This is a genomic window from Bradyrhizobium sp. MI1.7 (genome assembly GCF_055811795.1).
Map to the genome: position 1 here is coordinate 1 of NZ_JBVVPO010000045.1, position 16,621 is coordinate 16,621.

Annotated in this window: 15 protein-coding genes; 5 read left to right on the forward strand and 10 right to left on the reverse strand. The window is 64.3% G+C overall.

Going from position 1 to position 16,621, the window contains the following annotated elements; all coding sequences use genetic code 11:
- Positions 1–175: 175 nt before the first annotated feature.
- Positions 176–1,084, reverse strand: a complete 909-nt coding sequence (locus AC0L3X_RS31555) for a LysR family transcriptional regulator (RefSeq protein ID WP_063985662.1) — start codon at positions 1,082–1,084, stop codon at positions 176–178.
- Positions 1,085–1,225: 141 nt separating this feature from the next.
- On the opposite strand from AC0L3X_RS31555, the gene AC0L3X_RS31560 reads away from it, so the two are divergent.
- The 3 genes from AC0L3X_RS31560 (at position 1,226) to AC0L3X_RS31570 (ending at position 4,612) form a co-directional block, all read left to right on the forward strand.
- Positions 1,226–2,377, forward strand: coding sequence for an HlyD family secretion protein (locus AC0L3X_RS31560; protein WP_473317103.1), 1,152 nt, complete (start codon positions 1,226–1,228; stop codon positions 2,375–2,377).
- 116 nt (positions 2,378–2,493) lie between these two features.
- Entirely contained in the window at positions 2,494–4,110 is a 1,617-nt protein-coding gene (locus AC0L3X_RS31565) for an MDR family MFS transporter (protein WP_063985664.1), read from the forward strand.
- 40 nt (positions 4,111–4,150) lie between these two features.
- Positions 4,151–4,612, forward strand: a complete 462-nt coding sequence (locus AC0L3X_RS31570; RefSeq protein WP_007615070.1) for a carboxymuconolactone decarboxylase family protein — start codon at positions 4,151–4,153, stop codon at positions 4,610–4,612.
- A gap of 140 nt (positions 4,613–4,752) precedes the next feature.
- Here the strand turns inward: AC0L3X_RS31570 and AC0L3X_RS31575 are convergent, their stop codons facing one another.
- The 6 genes from AC0L3X_RS31575 to AC0L3X_RS31600 form a co-directional block, all read right to left on the reverse strand.
- Positions 4,753–5,613 carry a D-amino-acid transaminase gene (locus AC0L3X_RS31575; protein WP_063985665.1) on the reverse strand — a complete coding sequence of 287 codons (861 nt, stop codon included), beginning with the start codon at positions 5,611–5,613 and terminating at the stop codon, positions 4,753–4,755.
- A 205-nt stretch (positions 5,614–5,818) separates the two neighbouring features.
- Entirely contained in the window at positions 5,819–6,550 is a 732-nt protein-coding gene (locus tag AC0L3X_RS31580) for an amino acid ABC transporter ATP-binding protein (RefSeq protein ID WP_014491857.1), read from the reverse strand.
- 12 nt (positions 6,551–6,562) lie between these two features.
- Complete coding sequence (locus AC0L3X_RS31585) at positions 6,563–7,255, reverse strand: amino acid ABC transporter permease (protein WP_063985666.1); 693 nt, start codon at positions 7,253–7,255, stop codon at positions 6,563–6,565.
- A gap of 4 nt (positions 7,256–7,259) precedes the next feature.
- Complete coding sequence (locus AC0L3X_RS31590; protein ID WP_063985667.1) at positions 7,260–7,991, reverse strand: amino acid ABC transporter permease; 732 nt, start codon at positions 7,989–7,991, stop codon at positions 7,260–7,262.
- A gap of 245 nt (positions 7,992–8,236) precedes the next feature.
- Complete coding sequence (locus AC0L3X_RS31595; RefSeq protein WP_063985668.1) at positions 8,237–9,148, reverse strand: amino acid ABC transporter substrate-binding protein; 912 nt, start codon at positions 9,146–9,148, stop codon at positions 8,237–8,239.
- Between the two features lie 100 nt (positions 9,149–9,248).
- The gene (locus AC0L3X_RS31600) at positions 9,249–10,634 is read right to left on the reverse strand and encodes a M20 family metallopeptidase (protein WP_063985669.1); all 1,386 of its coding nucleotides are present in this window, start codon (positions 10,632–10,634) and stop codon (positions 9,249–9,251) included.
- Positions 10,635–10,930: 296 nt separating this feature from the next.
- On the opposite strand from AC0L3X_RS31600, the gene AC0L3X_RS31605 reads away from it, so the two are divergent.
- Complete coding sequence (locus AC0L3X_RS31605; protein ID WP_063985670.1) at positions 10,931–12,310, forward strand: LLM class flavin-dependent oxidoreductase; 1,380 nt, start codon at positions 10,931–10,933, stop codon at positions 12,308–12,310.
- Between the two features lie 226 nt (positions 12,311–12,536).
- On the opposite strand, the gene AC0L3X_RS31610 is transcribed toward AC0L3X_RS31605, so the two are convergent.
- Positions 12,537–14,198 (reverse strand): thiamine pyrophosphate-binding protein, encoded by a 1,662-nt coding sequence (locus AC0L3X_RS31610; RefSeq protein WP_063985671.1) that lies wholly within the window; start codon positions 14,196–14,198, stop codon positions 12,537–12,539.
- A 151-nt stretch (positions 14,199–14,349) separates the two neighbouring features.
- On the opposite strand from AC0L3X_RS31610, the gene AC0L3X_RS31615 reads away from it, so the two are divergent.
- Positions 14,350–14,781: a TfoX/Sxy family protein gene (locus AC0L3X_RS31615; protein WP_063985672.1), complete on the forward strand. Its 432-nt coding sequence runs from the start codon at positions 14,350–14,352 to the stop codon at positions 14,779–14,781.
- Here the strand turns inward: AC0L3X_RS31615 and AC0L3X_RS31620 are convergent.
- Positions 14,735–15,241, reverse strand: a complete 507-nt coding sequence (locus tag AC0L3X_RS31620) for a GFA family protein (protein WP_231143646.1) — start codon at positions 15,239–15,241, stop codon at positions 14,735–14,737. The genes AC0L3X_RS31615 and AC0L3X_RS31620 overlap by 47 nt on opposite strands.
- 226 nt (positions 15,242–15,467) lie before the next feature.
- A complete protein-coding gene (locus AC0L3X_RS31625; RefSeq protein ID WP_063985673.1) occupies positions 15,468–16,595 on the reverse strand; it encodes an alkene reductase in 1,128 nt (375 codons plus the stop codon).
- Positions 16,596–16,621 lie beyond the last annotated feature (26 nt).

Below are 16,621 nucleotides of genomic sequence, written 5' to 3' on the forward strand. Positions count from 1 at the left end.
GGCACGCTTCGCTTTGCCCACCCTACGGCACTGTTGATTTCGCGGCGTATACAACTCTATCTCCTCACCCTGAGGAGCTTGCGAAGCAAGCGTCTCGAAGGGCGAGGCCACCAGCAGGGCCTTCATCCTTCGAGACGCGCGCTCCGCGCTCCTCAGGATGAGGAACGACGACGTCTCACGCATACGGATTGATCAGCTTCTGCTGCTCGGCGCTGTGCTGGACGAGCATGTCGATGAAGGTCCTGACCTTCGCCGACAGATGATGCCGATGCGGATAGACCGCGTTCATCGACATCTCGACCGGCCGGTACTCCGGCAGGAGGCGCACCAGCCGGCCCGCATCAAGGTCATCCCCCACCAGAAAGCCGGCCGCAAGACTGATGCCGGCGCCCTGTAGCGCCGCCTCACGGAGCGCTTCGCCGCTGTTGGTGATCAGGTTGCCGGAGACGCGCACCGACGCCGGCGTGCCCTTACGATCGAAGAAGCGCCACTCGTCGAAGGGATAGTTGATGTGGCGCACGCAATTGTGCCCGGCAAGCTCTTCGAGCGTCTGCACGCGCCCATGCGCCTCGATATAGCCGTGCGAGCAGCACAGCACGTGCCGCCAGGTCGCCAGGCTCCGCACGATCAGGCTGGAGTCCGGCGGCGCGACCATGCGCAGCGCGAGATCAAAGCCCTCCTCGATCAGGTCGACATTGGTCTCGCCCATGCGCAGATCGACCTTCACCTCCGGATAGGTCGCGAGGAATTCGGCCATCACGGGCGCGACGAACGGCACCATGTGGGTTGCGGTGTGAATGCGCAGCGTGCCGCGCGGCGTCAATTGCAGCGCGCCGGCGATGTCATCGGCTTGTTCGAGATCGGCGAGGATCTGCGTCGAGCGGTCGTAATAGGCCTTGCCGATTTCGGTGAGGCTGACTTTTCGCGTGGTGCGGTTCAGCAGCCGAACCCCGAGCCGGTCCTCCAGCGCCTGGACGTGGTTGCTCACCATGGTCGTGGACATGTTGAGCCGGCGGGCGGCGGCGGAAAATCCGCCATTTTCGACCACCCGGACGAAGGCGGTGAGACTGGTGAAGCGGTCCATCGGTCTGGCTCCGGATTATCCGCTATGGGTGGATAATGCTTCCATTTCTTCCGGGATTATCACAAGCGGGAAGACAGCGCATCTTGCCGGCATCAACGGCGCACCGTTCGGACCGGGGCGGTTTGGAATTCCGAGGATGCCATGTCGAACGCTTCTTATGTCACTGAAACCAATCAGAAAATCAGCTTTCGCCCGTCCCGGCAGGCGATCAAGCGGGCGGCCATCGGCTTGGCACTGGCCCTCGGAATCGCCGCGGCCGGCGACTTCGGCTATAACTACCTGAGCACCGGCCGCTATCTCGAATCCACCGACGACGCCTATGTGAAGGCGGATTCCACCATCGTCGCCCCCAAGGTTTCCGGCTACATCGCGAAGGTGCTGGTTGGCGACAACGAGAAGGTCCGGGCCGGCCAGCTCCTCGCCAAGATCGACGACCGCGACTTCAAAGCCGCGCTCGACCAGGCCCGCGCCGACGTCGCCGCCGGCGAAGCCTCGGTGCGCAACATCGACGCCCAGCTCGAGCTGCAGCAGCCGATCATCGAGCAGAGCACGGCCGACGTGGCCGCGGCCGACGCCAATCTGAAATTCGCCCAGGAGGAACGCGCCCGATACGACGACCTGATGAAGTCGGGCTCCGGCACGATCCAGCGTGCGCAACAGACCGATGCGGCGCTGCGCGCCAGCAACGCCCAATTGCAGCACGCCAAGTCGGGCCTGGTGGCCGCACAGCGCAAGGTCGATGTGCTCACCACCCAGCGCGCCCAGGCCACGGCGCAGCTCGAACGGGCGCGCGCGGTCGCACAGCAGGCAGAGCTGAACCTGTCCTACACCGAGATCACCGCACCGATGGACGGCACGGTCGGTGCACGCTCATTACGCGTCGGCCAGTATGTGCAGGCCGGCACGCAATTGATGGCGGTGGTGCCGCTCGATGCGGTCTATGTCGTCGCGAACTTCAAGGAGACGCAGCTCACGCATGTGCGTGCGGGCCAGCCGGTCGAGCTGCAGGTCGACAGTTTTCGCAACCGCACGCTGCGCGGTCACGTCGACAGCCTTTCGCCGGCCAGCGGACTTGAATTCGCGCTGCTGCCGCCCGATAACGCCACCGGAAATTTCACCAAGATCGTGCAACGCGTGCCGGTGAAGATCGTGCTCGACGACCACAGCCTGACCGGCCTGCTCAGGCCCGGCATGTCGGCGGTGCCGACCATCGACACCAAGGCGACTGTGCTGGCCGAGCGCGAGACGGCCAAGCGCCTCGCCGACAACACACCCCGCCCGAACGGCGGCTGAGGCGAGGAAGACCGGCAGGATTATCAAGTCCTGCCGGACGATCCTTCCCACGCTTCCTCGATTATCGAAACCAACCGCCTAATGCATCCTGTCTCCATGACCGAGACGAGGCTTCCATGAGCACGCTCCAACCGACCGCCGACGCCGCCTCCGCTGCCAGCATTCCCGCCCCTGCTGCGCCCGCGACGCCGGCCGTTTCCGCAAAGACCTGGATCGCGGTGATCGGCGCGACTCTCGGCGCCTTCATGGCGGTGCTGAACATCCAGATCGTCAACGCTTCGCTCGCCGACATTCAGGGCGCGATCGGCGCCGGTATCGACGATGGCGGCTGGATCTCGACCTCTTATCTGATCGCCGAGATCGTGGTGATCCCGCTCTCCGGCTGGCTCGCGCAGGTGTTCTCGATCCGCATCTATCTGCTCACCAATGCGGTCCTGTTCCTGGTTCTGTCCGCGGCCTGCGCGCTAGCGCAGGACCTGCCGCAAATGATCGTGCTGCGCGCGGTGCAGGGTTTCACCGGCGGCGTGCTGATCCCGATGGCCTTCACGCTCATCATCACGCTGTTGCCTCGGGCGAAGCAGCCCGTCGGCCTCGCGCTGTTCGCGCTGTCGGCGACGTTCGCACCGGCGATCGGCCCGACCATCGGCGGCTATCTCACCGAGAATTTCGGCTGGCAGTACATCTTCTACGTCAACCTCGTGCCCGGCGCGATCATGGTCGGCATGCTCTGGTACGCACTCGACGCCAAGCCCATGAAGCTTGCGCTGCTCCGCGAGGGCGACTGGGCCGGCATCATCACCATGGCGATCGGCCTGTCGGCGCTTCAGACCGTGCTGGAAGAGGGCAACAAGGACGACTGGTTCGGCTCGCCTTTCATCGTCAAGCTGTCGGTCATCGCGGCCGCTGCGCTGACCGCCTTCCTGATCATCGAGCTCACGGCGAAGAAGCCGCTGCTCAATTTGCGCCTGCTGGTGCGCCGCAATTTCGGCTTCGGCATGCTCGCGAACTTCCTGCTCGGTGTCGCGCTCTACGGTTCGGTGTTCATCCTCCCGCAATATCTGGCGCGCATCCAGGGCTACAATGCCGAGCAGATCGGCATGGTGCTGGCCTGGACCGGACTGCCGCAACTCGTGCTGATCCCGCTGGTGCCGCGCCTGATGCAGAAGTTCGACGCGCGGATCATCATCGGCGTCGGCTTCGTCCTGTTCGCGGCCTCGAACTTCCTGAACATTTATATGACCAACGATTACGCTGCCGACCAGCTGTTGTGGCCCAATGTCGTCCGTGCGATCGGCCAAGCGCTCGTGATGGCGCCGTTGTCGGCTGTGGCGACCGCCGGCATCGAAGCGGAGAATGCTGGCTCGGCCTCGGGCCTGTTCAACATGATGCGCAATCTCGGCGGCGCCGTCGGCATCGCGCTGCTTCAGACCTTGCTGACCAAGCGCGAGCAATATCACTCCAACGTGCTGATGCAGTCGGTCTCGGTGTTCGAGCAGGCGACGCGGACGCGGCTGGAGCAGCTCACGCAGTACTTCATCAATCACGGCGTGCTCGACCGCGCCGACGCCGCGCATCGCGCCTATGTCGCGATCGGCCACACCGTGCAGAAGCAGGCTTACATCTTCGCCTTCAGCGACACCTTCTATCTGCTCGGCATGGCGCTGATCGTGGCCCTGATCGCCGTATTCTTCCTGAAGAAACCCGGCCAGACCTCGGCTGGCGGAGCTCACTGAGATCAACCCAAGAGACTAACTCAAGCAAAGGAGAACGACCATGAAACCCCGCATGAACTTCTACCAGGCCGCCCCCGACACGATGAAGGCGCTGATGGCGCTGGAGGAGCAGATCCAGTCCACGGGACTCGAGAAATCGCTGATCGAGCTCGTCAAGATCCGGGCGTCGCAGATCAACGGCTGCGCCTTCTGCATCAACATGCACACCGAGGACGCCCGCAAGCGCGGCGAGACCGAACAGCGCATCTATCTGCTCAACGCCTGGCGGGAATCCCCGCTCTATACCGATCGCGAGCGTGCCGCGCTGGCCTGGACGGAATCAGTGACGCTGATCTCCGAGACCCACGCGCCGGACGACGTCTACGAGCAGGTCCGCGCGCAATTCTCCGATGCGGAGACGGTGAACCTGACGATGCTGATCGGGGCCATCAATGCCTGGAACCGAATCGCGATCGCGTTCCGCGCGGTCCATCCGGTGAAGGTAAAGGCGTCGGTGGCGTAGGCCGCAACGCCGCCTTGCGCGCAAATCTCGTAGGGTGGGCAAAGGCGCACTTGCGCCGTGCCCACGTCTTCTGACGCCTTCGCTGAAGGAGTGGTGGGCACGCTTCGCTTTGCCCACCCTACGATAGCGGAGTTTGCGGCCTAAACCGCCGTCGCCTTGGCGAACTCGATATAGATCTCCCGCAGACGCGTGGCCATCGGGCCGGGCTTGCCGTCGGCGACCTTCTTGCCGTCGATCGCAACCACCGGCTGGACGAACAGCGACGCCGAGGTGGCGAAGGCTTCCTTGGCGGCGAGCGCCTCGGCGACCGTGAAGGAACGTTCCTCGACGCGGAGCTGCCGCTCTTCGGCGAGCGCCACCACGGCCTTGCGGGTGCAGCCCGGCAGGATCGCGTTGGAGTTCTTGCGGGTCACGATGACGTCGTCCTTGGTCAGGATGAACGCCGAGGACGAGCCGCCCTCGGTGACGTAGCCGTCTTCCAGCATCCAGGCCTCGCCGGCGCCGGCTTCGGCCGCGGCCTGCTTCGCCAGAACCTGCGCGAGCAGTGCCACGCTCTTGATGTCGCGCCGCTCCCAGCGGATGTCAGGCACGGTGATCACGTTGATGCCGGTCTTGGCCGAGGCGGCGTTGATGATGTCCTTCTCGGAGGTGAACATCACCAGGCTCGACTTGACGTCGCCCTTGGGAAAGGCGAAGTCGCGGCCCTTGTCGGCGCCGCGCGTGACCTGCAAATAGACGAGGCCGTTCTCGACCTTGTTGCGCGCGATCAGCTCCTTCTGGAGCTCGGTGATGCGCTCGACCGTCTCCGGCAACTTCAGCTTGATCTCGCCGACCGAGCGCTCCAGGCGCGTCAGGTGCGAAGCATTGTCGACCAGCTTGCCGTCGAGCACGGCCGAGACCTCGTAGATGCCGTCGGCGAACAGGAAGCCGCGATCAAGCACCGAGATCTTGGCGTCCGAGAGCGGGACGAATGAGCCGTTGACGTAGGCGATCGAGTCCAAGGCAGGTCTCCTGGCGGGAGTGGGGAATTTGCCAGTTCGTATACGGGATTTGTTGGGGCCACGAAACCCTCAACCCGTCATTCCGGGGCGGCGCGAAGCGACGAGCTTTGATGCGCAATTGCGCATCAGAGAATCCATAACCCCGGCCGGTGGTTATGGATTCCGGACCCGCGCCACGAGGCGCGTCCCGGAACGACAGCAGAGGTTAATGCGACAAAATCTTCGACAGGAACTTCTGCGCGCGGTCGCTGCGCGGCTTGCCGAAGAAGTCCTCCTTCGCCGCGTCCTCGACGATCTCGCCGCGGTCCATGAAGATGACGCGGTTGGCGACCTTGCGGGCAAAGCCCATCTCGTGGGTGACGACCATCATGGTCATGCCTTCGCGGGCGAGATCGACCATGACGTCGAGCACCTCGCTCACCATCTCGGGGTCGAGCGCCGAGGTCGGCTCATCGAACAGCATGACGATCGGGTCCATGGCAAGCGCGCGGGCGATCGCGACGCGCTGCTGCTGGCCGCCGGAGAGCTGCGCCGGAAATTTCTGCGCCTGCTCCTTCAAGCCGACGCGGTCCAGGAGCTGCATACCCTTTGCCACAGCCGTGTCGGACGACCGTCCCAGCACCTTCTGCTGCGCGAGGCAGAGGTTGTCGATGATCTTCAGGTGCGGGAACAGCTCGAAGTGCTGGAACACCATGCCGACGCGCGAACGCAGTTTCGGCAAATTGGTCTTGGGGTCATTGACCTTGGTGCCGTCGACGCTGATGTCGCCCTCCTGGAACGGCTCCAGCGCATTGACGCATTTGATCAGCGTCGACTTGCCCGAGCCCGAGGGGCCGCAGACCACGACGACCTCGCCCTTGGTCACGCTGGTGGTGCAGTCGGTCAGCACCTGGAAGGTCGGGGTGTACCATTTGTTGACGTGGCTGATTTCGATCATGACCGATGCGCTCTATCGAATGATGGCGATGCGCGACTGGAGGCGGCGAACGCCGAAAGACGCGATGCAGGAAATGGTGAAGTAGACGACGGCGGCAAACAGATACATCTCGACCAGACGGCCATCGCGCTGCGCGACCTTGCTGGCCGCGCCGAGGAAGTCCGGGATCGACAGCACATAGACCAGCGAGGTGTCCTGGAACAGCACGATGGTCTGCGTCAGCAGCACCGGCAGCATGTTGCGGAACGCCTGCGGCAGCACGACGTAGCGCATGGTCTGCGCGTAAGTCAGGCCGAGCGCGTTGGCGGCGGCCGGCTGGCCGCGCGAGATCGACTGGATCCCGGCGCGCATGATCTCGGAGAAGTACGCCGCCTCGAACATGATGAAGGTGATGAGCGAGGATGCGAACGCGCCGACGCTGATCGGACGCGAGGCGCCGGTCACCCACTGCCCGATATAGGGCACCAGGAAATAGAACCAGAAGATCACCAGCACCAGCGGCAGCGAGCGCATGAAGTCGACATAGACACCCGCGATGCGCCCGAGTGTCTTGTAGCCGGACAGCCGCATCAGGGCGATCGCCGTGCCGAAGATCAGGCCGCCGAAGGCGGCGAGCGCCGTCAGCGTCACCGTGAAGGTCATGCCCTCGTAGAACAGATAGGGCAGCGAGCGGCGGATGACCTCGAAATCGAGATTGCTGAACATGGTGCTATTTCCCCGTAATGTAGCCGGGGATCGCGACCCAGCGCTCGAGGAAGCGCATCGCCGTCACGACAATGGCGTTGACAAGGAGATAGAGCAAGGTCGCGGCCGTGAAAGCCTCGAACACCTGGAACGAGAATTCCTGCATCGAGCGCGCCTGACCAGTCAACTCGATCAGGCCGATCGTGATGGCGACAGCGGTGTTCTTGATGGTGTTGAGGAACTCGGAGGTCAGCGGCGGCAGGATGATGCGGAACGCCATCGGCAGCAGCACGTAGCGATAGCCTTGCACGGTGGTCAGCCCGAGCGCGGTCGCCGCCATTTTTTGGCCGCGCGGCAGCGAGCCGATACCGGCCTGCAATTGTATCGCGACGCGGGCCGACATGAAGAAGCCGATGCCGATCGCGGCCGTCCAGAACGGCGCGTTCGGCAGCTGCTTCAGCCAGAGGCCGGCGGCCTTCGGCAGCAATTCCGGCAGCACGAAGAACCACAGGAACAGCTGCACCAGCAGCGGCATGTTGCGGAAGAACTCGACCCAGCAGAAGCCGAACCAGTAGGCGCCCTTGGACGGCAGCGTGCGCATGACGCCGACGAGCGAGCCGAAGATCAGCGCGATGATCCAGGCGAGCGCCGCCGTCTTGAGGGTCAACACCAGTCCCGACAGCAGCATATCGAGATAGGTGCCGGTCCCCATCGGGTTCGGCTCGAAGAAGATTCCCCAGTTCCAGTGGTAGTTCACGTGTCCCCCGCGCGAACGCGCCAGCTATGGATGTCCCGGCGCCTATGCAAATGTCCGGCCACTCTCCCTCCAGAATGGCCGGAGTATCTTCCCTCTCCCCGCTTGCGGGGAGAGGGTTCGGGTGAGGGGGGCTCTCCACCAGGGAGGTGATAGTTGGACTCGTGGAGAGTCCCCCTCACCCGGAATCCGCGCGTCCCGCGCGAATTCCGGCCTCTCCCCGCACGCGGGGAGAGGCAAACAGCATCTTACTTATAGTCGTCCGGGTTCGGCGAGTCCGAAGGTTTCGCGAACTCGTTCTTCAGCTCGGCCGAGATCGGGGTGTTGAGGTTGAGGCCCTTCGGCGGGATCTTGGCCGTGAACCACTTATCGTAGATTTTCAGGCCCTCGCCGGAGGTGTAGAGCGCAGCGGTTGCTGCATCGACCACCTTCTTGAACGGCGCGTCGTCCTTGCGCAGCATGATGCCGTAGGGCTCAGGCTTGGAGAACGCGTCCTTGGAGATGACATAGTCGTCCGGCGTCTTCGAGCCGGCAACGAGGCTCGCGAGCAGAACGTCGTCCATCACGAAGGCGACCGCGCGGTCGGTCTCGACCATCAGGAAGGCCTCGGCATGGTCTTTGGCCGGGATGATATTGGCACCCAGGCTCTTCGCGACATTGGCCTCGGTGAGCTGCTTGATGTTGGTGGTGCCGGCGGTGGAGACCACCGTCTTGCCCTTGAGATCGTCGATCGACTTCAGGCCGCTCGACTTCTTGAAGACGTAGCGGCTGGCAGTCAGATAGTGCGTGTTGGTGAAGGCCACCTGCTTTTGGCGGTCGGCATTGTTGGTGGTCGAGCCGCATTCGAGGTCGATCGTGCCGTTGGCCATCAGCGGAATACGGGTCGCCGAAGTCACCGGATTGAGCTTGACCTCGAGCTTGTCGAGCTTGAGCTCCTTCTTCACGGCGTCGACGATCTTGTAGCAGATGTCCATCGCGAACCCGACGGGCTTCTGGTTGTCGTCGAGATAGGAGAACGGGATCGAGGAATCGCGGAAGCCGAGCGTGATGGCGCCGGTGTCCTTGATGTTCTTCAGCGTGCCGGTCAGCTCCTGGGCCCCGGCCTGGCTGACGGCGAAGGTCGCGGCGAGCGCGAGGCCGATGCTACGGAAATGTCTCACTTTTTTATTCCCCTTTCAGGATGATGCGGCCCGGATGCAAGCACAGATTGGGCCGGATTAGAATGTGACTTTCGGCTGGATTGCGGCTCAGGTTAATGGCTCAGCCGAGTGGCTTGGGCAATTCCCCGAGATCCCAGAACAGCCCGGCCATCACCGTCAAGGCCTCTTCGGTCAATGGCAGCAGGATGTGCTCATTGGGCGCATGCTGGGAGCAGCCGGGATAGGAGTGCGGGACCCAGATCGTCGGCAGGCCCAGGATCTCGGAAAACACGTCGTTGGGCAGCGAGCCGCCGAAATTCGGCAAAACGGCCGGCGCCTTGCCGGTGGTCTCTTTCACCGAATCCGCCGCCCATGTGATCCAGGGGCTGTCGAAATCGGTGCGCGACGCCGCAAAGCTCTGGGCGGCCCGTACCTCGACCATCGGAAAACCCTTTTGCACCAGATGCGCGCGGACGGCATCGATCAGGCCGTCGACCTTGGTGCCGACCACGAAACGCAGTTGCAGCACGGCATTGGCGTGGCCGGGGATGGCATTCGCGGGCTTCTCGATATTACCGGACGACATCGCCAGCACTTCGAGCGTGTTCCAGGCATAGAGCCGCTCGGCGGCCGACAGCCCTTCCTCGCCCCAGTTCTCCGCGAGCGCCGGCTCGTCCTCGGTCGGCACCACCTGCACGTCGGCGAGATAGCTGCGGATCTGGTTGGTGAGCCGCGGCGGCTTCAGCGCGTCGAGCTGAAGCCGGCCATGGCCGTCGACCAGCGTCGAGATCGCGTTGACGAGAATGGTCGCGGGGTTGGCGAGCACGCCGCCCCAATTGCCGGAATGATGGCCGCCGTCGCGCAGATTGACGTCGAGATGAATGCGGATGCCGCCACGGCAGCCCAGGAACAAGGTCGGCCGGTCGGCCGACAGGCGCGGTCCGTCGGACGCCATGAACAGATCGGCCTTGAGCGCATCGCGATTGAGGTCGCAGACCTTGCCGAGATCGGGCGAGCCGATCTCCTCGCCCATTTCGACGATGAATTTTGCGTTGAAGCCGAGCTTGCCGCCGCGGGCCTCGCGCACCGCGCGGAGTGCCGCCATGTTGATGCTGTGCTGGCCCTTGTTGTCGGCGGTGCCACGGCCATAGAGCCGCGTGCCCGCAACCGTCGTGCGCCAGGGATCGCGGCCGTCGCGCCACTCCCCCTCCATGCCGTCGACGACGTCACCATGGCCGTAGATCAGCACGGTTGGCGCTGACGCGCTCTCATGATGCTCGGCGAACAGGAACGGCGCCTTGCCGCTCGGGGATTCGACGATGCGGCTGGTAAAGTCGAGCGCAGCAAAGGAGGGGATCATCTCCTGTTCCAGATAGGAACGCAGTTCGGCGCCGCGCGACGGATTCTGGCTTTCGGTCTTGAAGGCGACGCGGCGGTCGAGTTCAGCGAGGAACGCGCCGGATTTGAAATCCTCACGGGCGCGGGAGATGGCGTCGGCTCTGGTCATGGCTGGTTTTTCGAGGCGTTGGGACGAAGGACCTTACCTGAGACAGGTAGCCCTTCGAAAGTGGCGGGGACTTGGACAGTTCTTGGAGTTCTCTTGTAGTTCTCTTGCGATTTCGTTCTTGCTCTCTTGAGATTGGCTTGCCAAGAGCGGGAGCGCCGCTGATTTTGGCCTTGCCAAGCGCAAGCCTTTCTATTCTTGGCCCTTGCCAAGGGCCAAGAATATGCAAGAACTTCGCCAAGTTGAGGCGCACGTTTATCATTCGAAGAGCGCTCGGTACAGGGCGCCGGGGGATCATCATGGCCAAGCAGATCAGGCTCAACGCCTTTGCGATGAATTGCGTCGCGCATCAATCACCCGGGCTGTGGACCCACCCGCGCGATCGCACCGCCGAATATAACCGCCTGCCCTACTGGATCGATCTCGCCAGGACGCTGGAACGCGGCCGTTTCGACGGGTTGTTCCTGGCCGACGTGCTCGGCGTCTACGACGTCTATGGCAGCAGCCCTGACGCGGCCTTGCGCAATGCAGCGCAGACGCCGTCGAACGAGCCGCTGCTGCTGCTCTCGGCGATGGCGGCGGTGACGAAAAATCTCGGCTTCGGCGTTACCAGCAACCTGTCCTTCGAGCCGCCCTACCCGTTCGCGCGGCGGATGTCGACACTCGACCATCTCACCGAGGGACGGATCGGCTGGAACGTCGTCACCGGCTATCTCGACAGCGCCGCGCGCGGCGCCGGCAAGGACAAGCAGACCGGACACGACGACCGCTACGACATCGCCGACGAATATATGGAGGTGGTCTACAAGCTATGGGAAGGCAGCTGGGAGGACGACGCCGTGCTGCGCGACCGGGCGCGCGGCATCTTCACCGATCCGAGCAAGGTTCATCGCATCAATCATGAGAGCGCGAATTACCGCATCAACAACACCATCCACCTCAGCGAGCCGTCGCCGCAGCGGACGCCGGTGCTGTACCAGGCCGGCACCTCGCCGCGCGGGCGGCAGTTCGCGGCGAAGCATGCCGAATGCGTGTTCATGTCGGGACCGTCGGCCAAGATCATTGCGCCGCGCGTCTCCGCGATCCGCCAGGAAGCCGCCGCGCTCGGCCGAAACCCGGCGGAGATCCTGATGTTCAACATGATGACGATCATCCTCGGCAACACGGAAGCCGAAGCGGCGGCCAAGTATGCCGACTACCGGTCGCATATCAGTCCGGAAGGCGCGCTGGCCCTGATGTCGGGATGGACCGGCATCGACTTCTCCGGCTACGAGCTCGACCAGCAGGTGCGTCACGTCCAGAACGATGCCGGCCGCAGCGCACTCGACAACGTCACGCGCGGCGACCCCGACCGCGTCTGGACCGTCCGCGACGTCATCGAGCATGTCGGCATCGGTGGCGCCGGCCCGGTCGTGGTCGGCACGCCCGAGAGCGTCGCCGACAAGATCGAGGATTGGTTCGAGAAGACCGACGTCGACGGGCTGAATGTCGCGTTCGCGATCTCGCCCGGCGATTTCGAGGACATCGCCGACATGCTGGTGCCGGAGCTGACCAAGCGCGGCCGCTACAAGCCGGAATACGCAAAGGGCACATTGCGGGAGAAGCTGTTCGGCGACGGCCGCGCAAGGCTCGGTGCGCCGCATCCGGCTGCGGGGTATCGGGTGGGGAAGAAGGGTTAGCCGCGAGGTACGCTGTCATGCCCCGGCTTGCCGCCTTCGCCAAAAGGCTTCGGCGGCCGAGCACCCTTGTGGCCCCGGCGTAGCCTTGGCGGAGCCGGGACCGGGGCATCCAGTACGCCGCGGCCTATCGAGGAATCACAGCCGTCTCTGGAATACTGGATCGCCCGATCAAGTCGGGCGATGACAGCTGAGAACGTGGCGAGCACCGACGCGATGGCGCGCTGCGCTACAGCTTCCCGTCCACTATTACCTCGATCAGCTTCGTTCCGGGGCGGTTGAACGCCGACGACAGCGTCGCCTTCAGCTCACGGGGATCACTCACCTTGATCGCCTCGCAGCCGAGCGCCTTCGCGATCCCTGCGAAATCCACCGGCGGATCGACGAAATCCATGCCGACGTAATTGTCGTCACCATGGAAGGCGAGCAGGCGCTGCTTGATGATGCGGTAGCCGCCATTGTTGGCGATGACGACGTTGAGCGGCAGCTTGTGATGCGCCGCCGTCCACAGCGACTGGATCGAATACATCGCGCTGCCGTCGCCGGAGAAGCACACCACCGGGCGATCCGGATTGGCGATGCTGGCGCCGACGGAGGCCGGCAGGCCCCAGCCGATGCCGCCGGAGGCAAGCCCATGATAGCCGAAGCGGTCGCGATGCGGACGCAGCGCCGTGATCTGGCGGCTCGAGGTGAGCCCTTCGTCGACGAGGATCGCATGATCGGGCATGGCCTCGATCATTTGCAGCACCAGGAAATCCGGATCGATCGGGCTGCGGCCGGCGCTCTTGCCGATCTGCTCGACCAGCGCGGCACGCCGCGCGGTCCAGTTCTTGGGCGCGAGTTCGGCGAGGCGCTGCTTTGCACGGCTTGCCAGCGCAGCGCCGCCCATCTCCTTCAGCACCGGGATCAGCGCCCGCAGCGTTTCCTTCAGATCCGCCTTCAGCGCGATTTCAGCCCCGTAGTTCTTGGCGATCTCCCAATCGACCAGGCCGATCTGCACGATGCCGAGTCCGTCAGGCAGCGCATCGACCTCGCTATAGACCGACATCCGCAAGGGATCGCCACCGAGTGCGACCAGGAGGTCATACGGCGCAAGCATGTCGCGCGCGACCTTCTGCACGCGGGCCAGCGTGCCGAGGAAGCTCGGGCTTTCCGAGAGGAAATGCGAGCCGTAGGGCGTCGAGGATTGATAGGCGGCCGCACCAAGCAGCTCGGCGAGTTCGGCGGCCTCCTTCAGCGCATCGCTCTTGACCACCTCGTCCATGGTGACGATGACGGGACGTTCGGCCTTGAGCAGCCGCGCGGCAAACGCCTTCAGCGCCTCGTCCGACGGCTTTACGCGGGCGTCGATCCGGGTGGAGCGGCCGAGATCGATGCCGGCCTCGCTGTTGAGGATGTCGCCCGGCAGCGAGATGAACACCGGCCCGGTCGGTGGCGTCATCGCGACCTTCGCGGCGCGGCGCACGATGCGCGGCAGATCTTCCAGCCGCGTCACCTCGACCGCCCATTTCACCAGCGGCTCGGCCATCCGCACCAGCGGGCCATAAAGCACCGGCTCCATCAGGCCGTGGCCCTGCTCCTGCTGGCCGGCGGTCAGGATCATCGGCGTGCCCGTGAACTGGGCGTTGTAGAGCGAGCCCATCGCGTTGCCGAGCCCCGGCGCGACATGGACGTTGCAGGCGACGAGCTTGCCGGAGGCGCGGCTGTAGCCATCCGCGATCGCCACCACCAGGCTCTCCTGCATTGCCATCACATAGGTGAGATCAGGATGGTCCTTCAGCGCATGCATGATCGGCAGCTCGGTGGTGCCGGGATTGCCGAACAGATGGGTGATGCCCTCGTCCTTGAGCAGCGCGAGAAAAGCGGAGCGGCCGGTAATCTTGTTCTTCATGTTTCCTCCAGGCCCCGCGGGCGCTGCCGCAAGGTGAGGCATGATGGCCGAACTTGGCCGAGGCACGCAAGGAAGCGCCGTCATGGCAGACTTGCGTCGGCGCGGGCAAGCTGGGAACATGCTCGGGCGTAAACCTGCACGGGGAGACGCGATGGCCTATGACGAGAACACCGCGGCGCGGGTGCGCAAATTGCTGGCGGGTCAGCGAGACGTCGCGGAAAAGAAGATGATGGGCGGCCTCTGCTTCATGGTGAACAACACCATGTGCTGCACCGTAAGCGGGCGCGGCGGCATGCTGATCCGTGTCGGCCCGGAAGCGCATGCACGCATGCTGCAGGAGCCGCACACAAGCCCGATGGAAATGCGCGGGCGCATCATGACCGGCTTTGTACGCGTCGCGCCGGACGGCTATCAGAGCGATGCCGATCTGAAAAAATGGGTCAAGCGCGGGCTCGACTTCGTGGCGGCGAATGCCACGGGACGCAAAGCGGCGCCGCGGAAGGCTGTTGCGGCGAAGACCAAGGTCGCCGCCAAGGCTAAAGCACCTCCTCGCGGCCGAGCTCGAAAGGGTCTTCGCCGCTAGCGCGCTTCTTCTTTTTCGAGCGCTGCCAGACCACACCGGGAAAGCCCTTCAGCGGCACCAGCGGCTCGCCGGTATAGGCCCATTCCTGGAGCTCTTCGATCGCGATGTGATAGAGCGGCTGGCGGCCGGTGCGCTCGTTGAACAGCGCCCGGGGGATGTTGACCATGTGCGGTCCGCGCGGCCGCTCGTACGCGATCGGCGTGCCACAATGGGCGCAGAAGCTGCGCGCGGTCCTGGTCGCCTTGTCCTCGTAGCGGGCGAGCGCGGTTTTCCCCGAGGTGATGCGAAAGCGCTTCTTCCAGCTTCCGACATAGGTCGCATAGGCCGCGCCGTGCGCGCGGCGGCTAGCGGCCGAATGATCATGCCAGGCCCAACGCGCGGGGACGTCGATCTCGAAGGTGACCTTGCCGCAGAGGCATTGGCCGGTGGCGGTTCCTGCGGCGACTGCGGCTTTGGCCATGGTAGGTCCTTCCGTCGTCATTGCGAGCGCAGCGAAGCAATCCAGACTGCCTCTGCGGAAAGACTCTGGATTGCTTCGCTACGCTCGCAATGACGGAGTTTGTGGGCTCGTCGGAGCTACGAATATAGACCTGTAGCCCGGATGGAGCGAAGCGCAATCCGGGTAAGTCTATCGGCGAGGTGAGAAACCCGGATTTCGCTGCGCTCCATCCGGGCTACGAAGGTCTCTACGCCGTCGCGAGCTCGTCATACACCGGGTAATCCGTATACCCCTTCTCCTCGCCGCCGTAGAACGTCGCGCGGTTATACGGCGTGATCGGATAGTCGTGCCGAAGGCGGCGCGGCAGATCGGGGTTGGAGATGAAGATGCGGCCGAAGGCGATGATGTCGGCGTGGCCGTCGGCGATCGCCGCATTCGCGGTCTCGCCGGTGAAGCCGCCGGCGGTCATCAGCACGCCGCTGTAGAGCGGGCGGAACAGCACCATTGCGGAGGGCACGTTCTCCCAGTGGACGTCGGCACGGCCGGCGCCGCTGGAGCGCGGCTCGATGAAGTGAAGATAGGCAAGGCCGAGCTTGTCGATCGCCTTCACGACGTGCGTGTAAAGCGGCATCGGATCGGGCTCACCGGAATCATTGGCGATGCCGTGGGGCGACAGCCGCACGCCGACGCGGTTCGCGCCCCAGACGTCGATGGCCGCTTGCGTGACTTCGAGCAGAAGCCGCGCGCGGTTCTCGATTCCGCCACCATATTGATCGGTGCGCTGGTTGCTGCGCGACTGCAGGAACTGCTCGAGCAGATAGCCGTTGGCGCCGTGGATCTCGACACCGTCGAAGCCGGCGGCGAGCGCGTTCTTGGCGCCCTGCCGGAAGGCCTCGACGATGCCCTTGACTTCATCAGTCTCCAGCGCGCGCGGCGATTCGTAGTCGGCGATCTTGCCGTCTGCGGTCATCGCCTTCATGCCTTCGGCCTTGATCGCAATCGCCGAAGCCGAGACCGGCGGCTCACCGCCGTGGAAGGACGAATGCGAGACGCGGCCGACATGCCAGAGCTGGAGGAAGATGATGCCGCCCTTGGCGTGCACGGCATCCGTCACCTTGCGCCAGCCGGCGATCTGCGCCTCCGAATAGATGCCGGGCGTCGCGGGGTTGCCGCGGCCGTGCGAGAGCACGGGGGACGCTTCAGCGATAATCAAGCCGCCTTGCGTGGCGCGCTGACCGTAATATTCGGCGTTGAGCGGCCGCGGCGAAAAACTCTCGCGCTCGGCGCGCATGCGCGTCAGCGGCGCCAACGCGACGCGATGCGCCAGCTTGTACGGACCGACCTGCAACGGTTTGAACAACGCCTCGAATTTCATGTGGGCCTCAGACGGCTATGGAAGGA

Excerpts from the sequence above, each read along its gene's own strand:
- AC0L3X_RS31555 (WP_063985662.1), bottom strand. The coding sequence starts at position 1,084 with ATGGACCGCTTCACCAGTCTCACCGCCTTCGTCCGGGTGGTCGAAAAT.
- AC0L3X_RS31560 (WP_473317103.1), top strand. The coding sequence starts at position 1,226 with ATGTCGAACGCTTCTTATGTCACTGAAACCAATCAGAAAATCAGCTTT.
- AC0L3X_RS31565 (WP_063985664.1), top strand. The coding sequence starts at position 2,494 with ATGAGCACGCTCCAACCGACCGCCGACGCCGCCTCCGCTGCCAGCATT.
- AC0L3X_RS31570 (WP_007615070.1), top strand. The coding sequence starts at position 4,151 with ATGAAACCCCGCATGAACTTCTACCAGGCCGCCCCCGACACGATGAAG.
- AC0L3X_RS31580 (WP_014491857.1), bottom strand. The coding sequence starts at position 6,550 with ATGATCGAAATCAGCCACGTCAACAAATGGTACACCCCGACCTTCCAG.
- AC0L3X_RS31585 (WP_063985666.1), bottom strand. The coding sequence starts at position 7,255 with ATGTTCAGCAATCTCGATTTCGAGGTCATCCGCCGCTCGCTGCCCTAT.
- AC0L3X_RS31600 (WP_063985669.1), bottom strand. The coding sequence starts at position 10,634 with ATGACCAGAGCCGACGCCATCTCCCGCGCCCGTGAGGATTTCAAATCC.
- AC0L3X_RS31605 (WP_063985670.1), top strand. The coding sequence starts at position 10,931 with ATGGCCAAGCAGATCAGGCTCAACGCCTTTGCGATGAATTGCGTCGCG.
- AC0L3X_RS31610 (WP_063985671.1), bottom strand. The coding sequence starts at position 14,198 with ATGAAGAACAAGATTACCGGCCGCTCCGCTTTTCTCGCGCTGCTCAAG.
- AC0L3X_RS31615 (WP_063985672.1), top strand. The coding sequence starts at position 14,350 with ATGGCCTATGACGAGAACACCGCGGCGCGGGTGCGCAAATTGCTGGCG.
- AC0L3X_RS31620 (WP_231143646.1), bottom strand. The coding sequence starts at position 15,241 with ATGGCCAAAGCCGCAGTCGCCGCAGGAACCGCCACCGGCCAATGCCTC.
- AC0L3X_RS31625 (WP_063985673.1), bottom strand. The coding sequence starts at position 16,595 with ATGAAATTCGAGGCGTTGTTCAAACCGTTGCAGGTCGGTCCGTACAAG.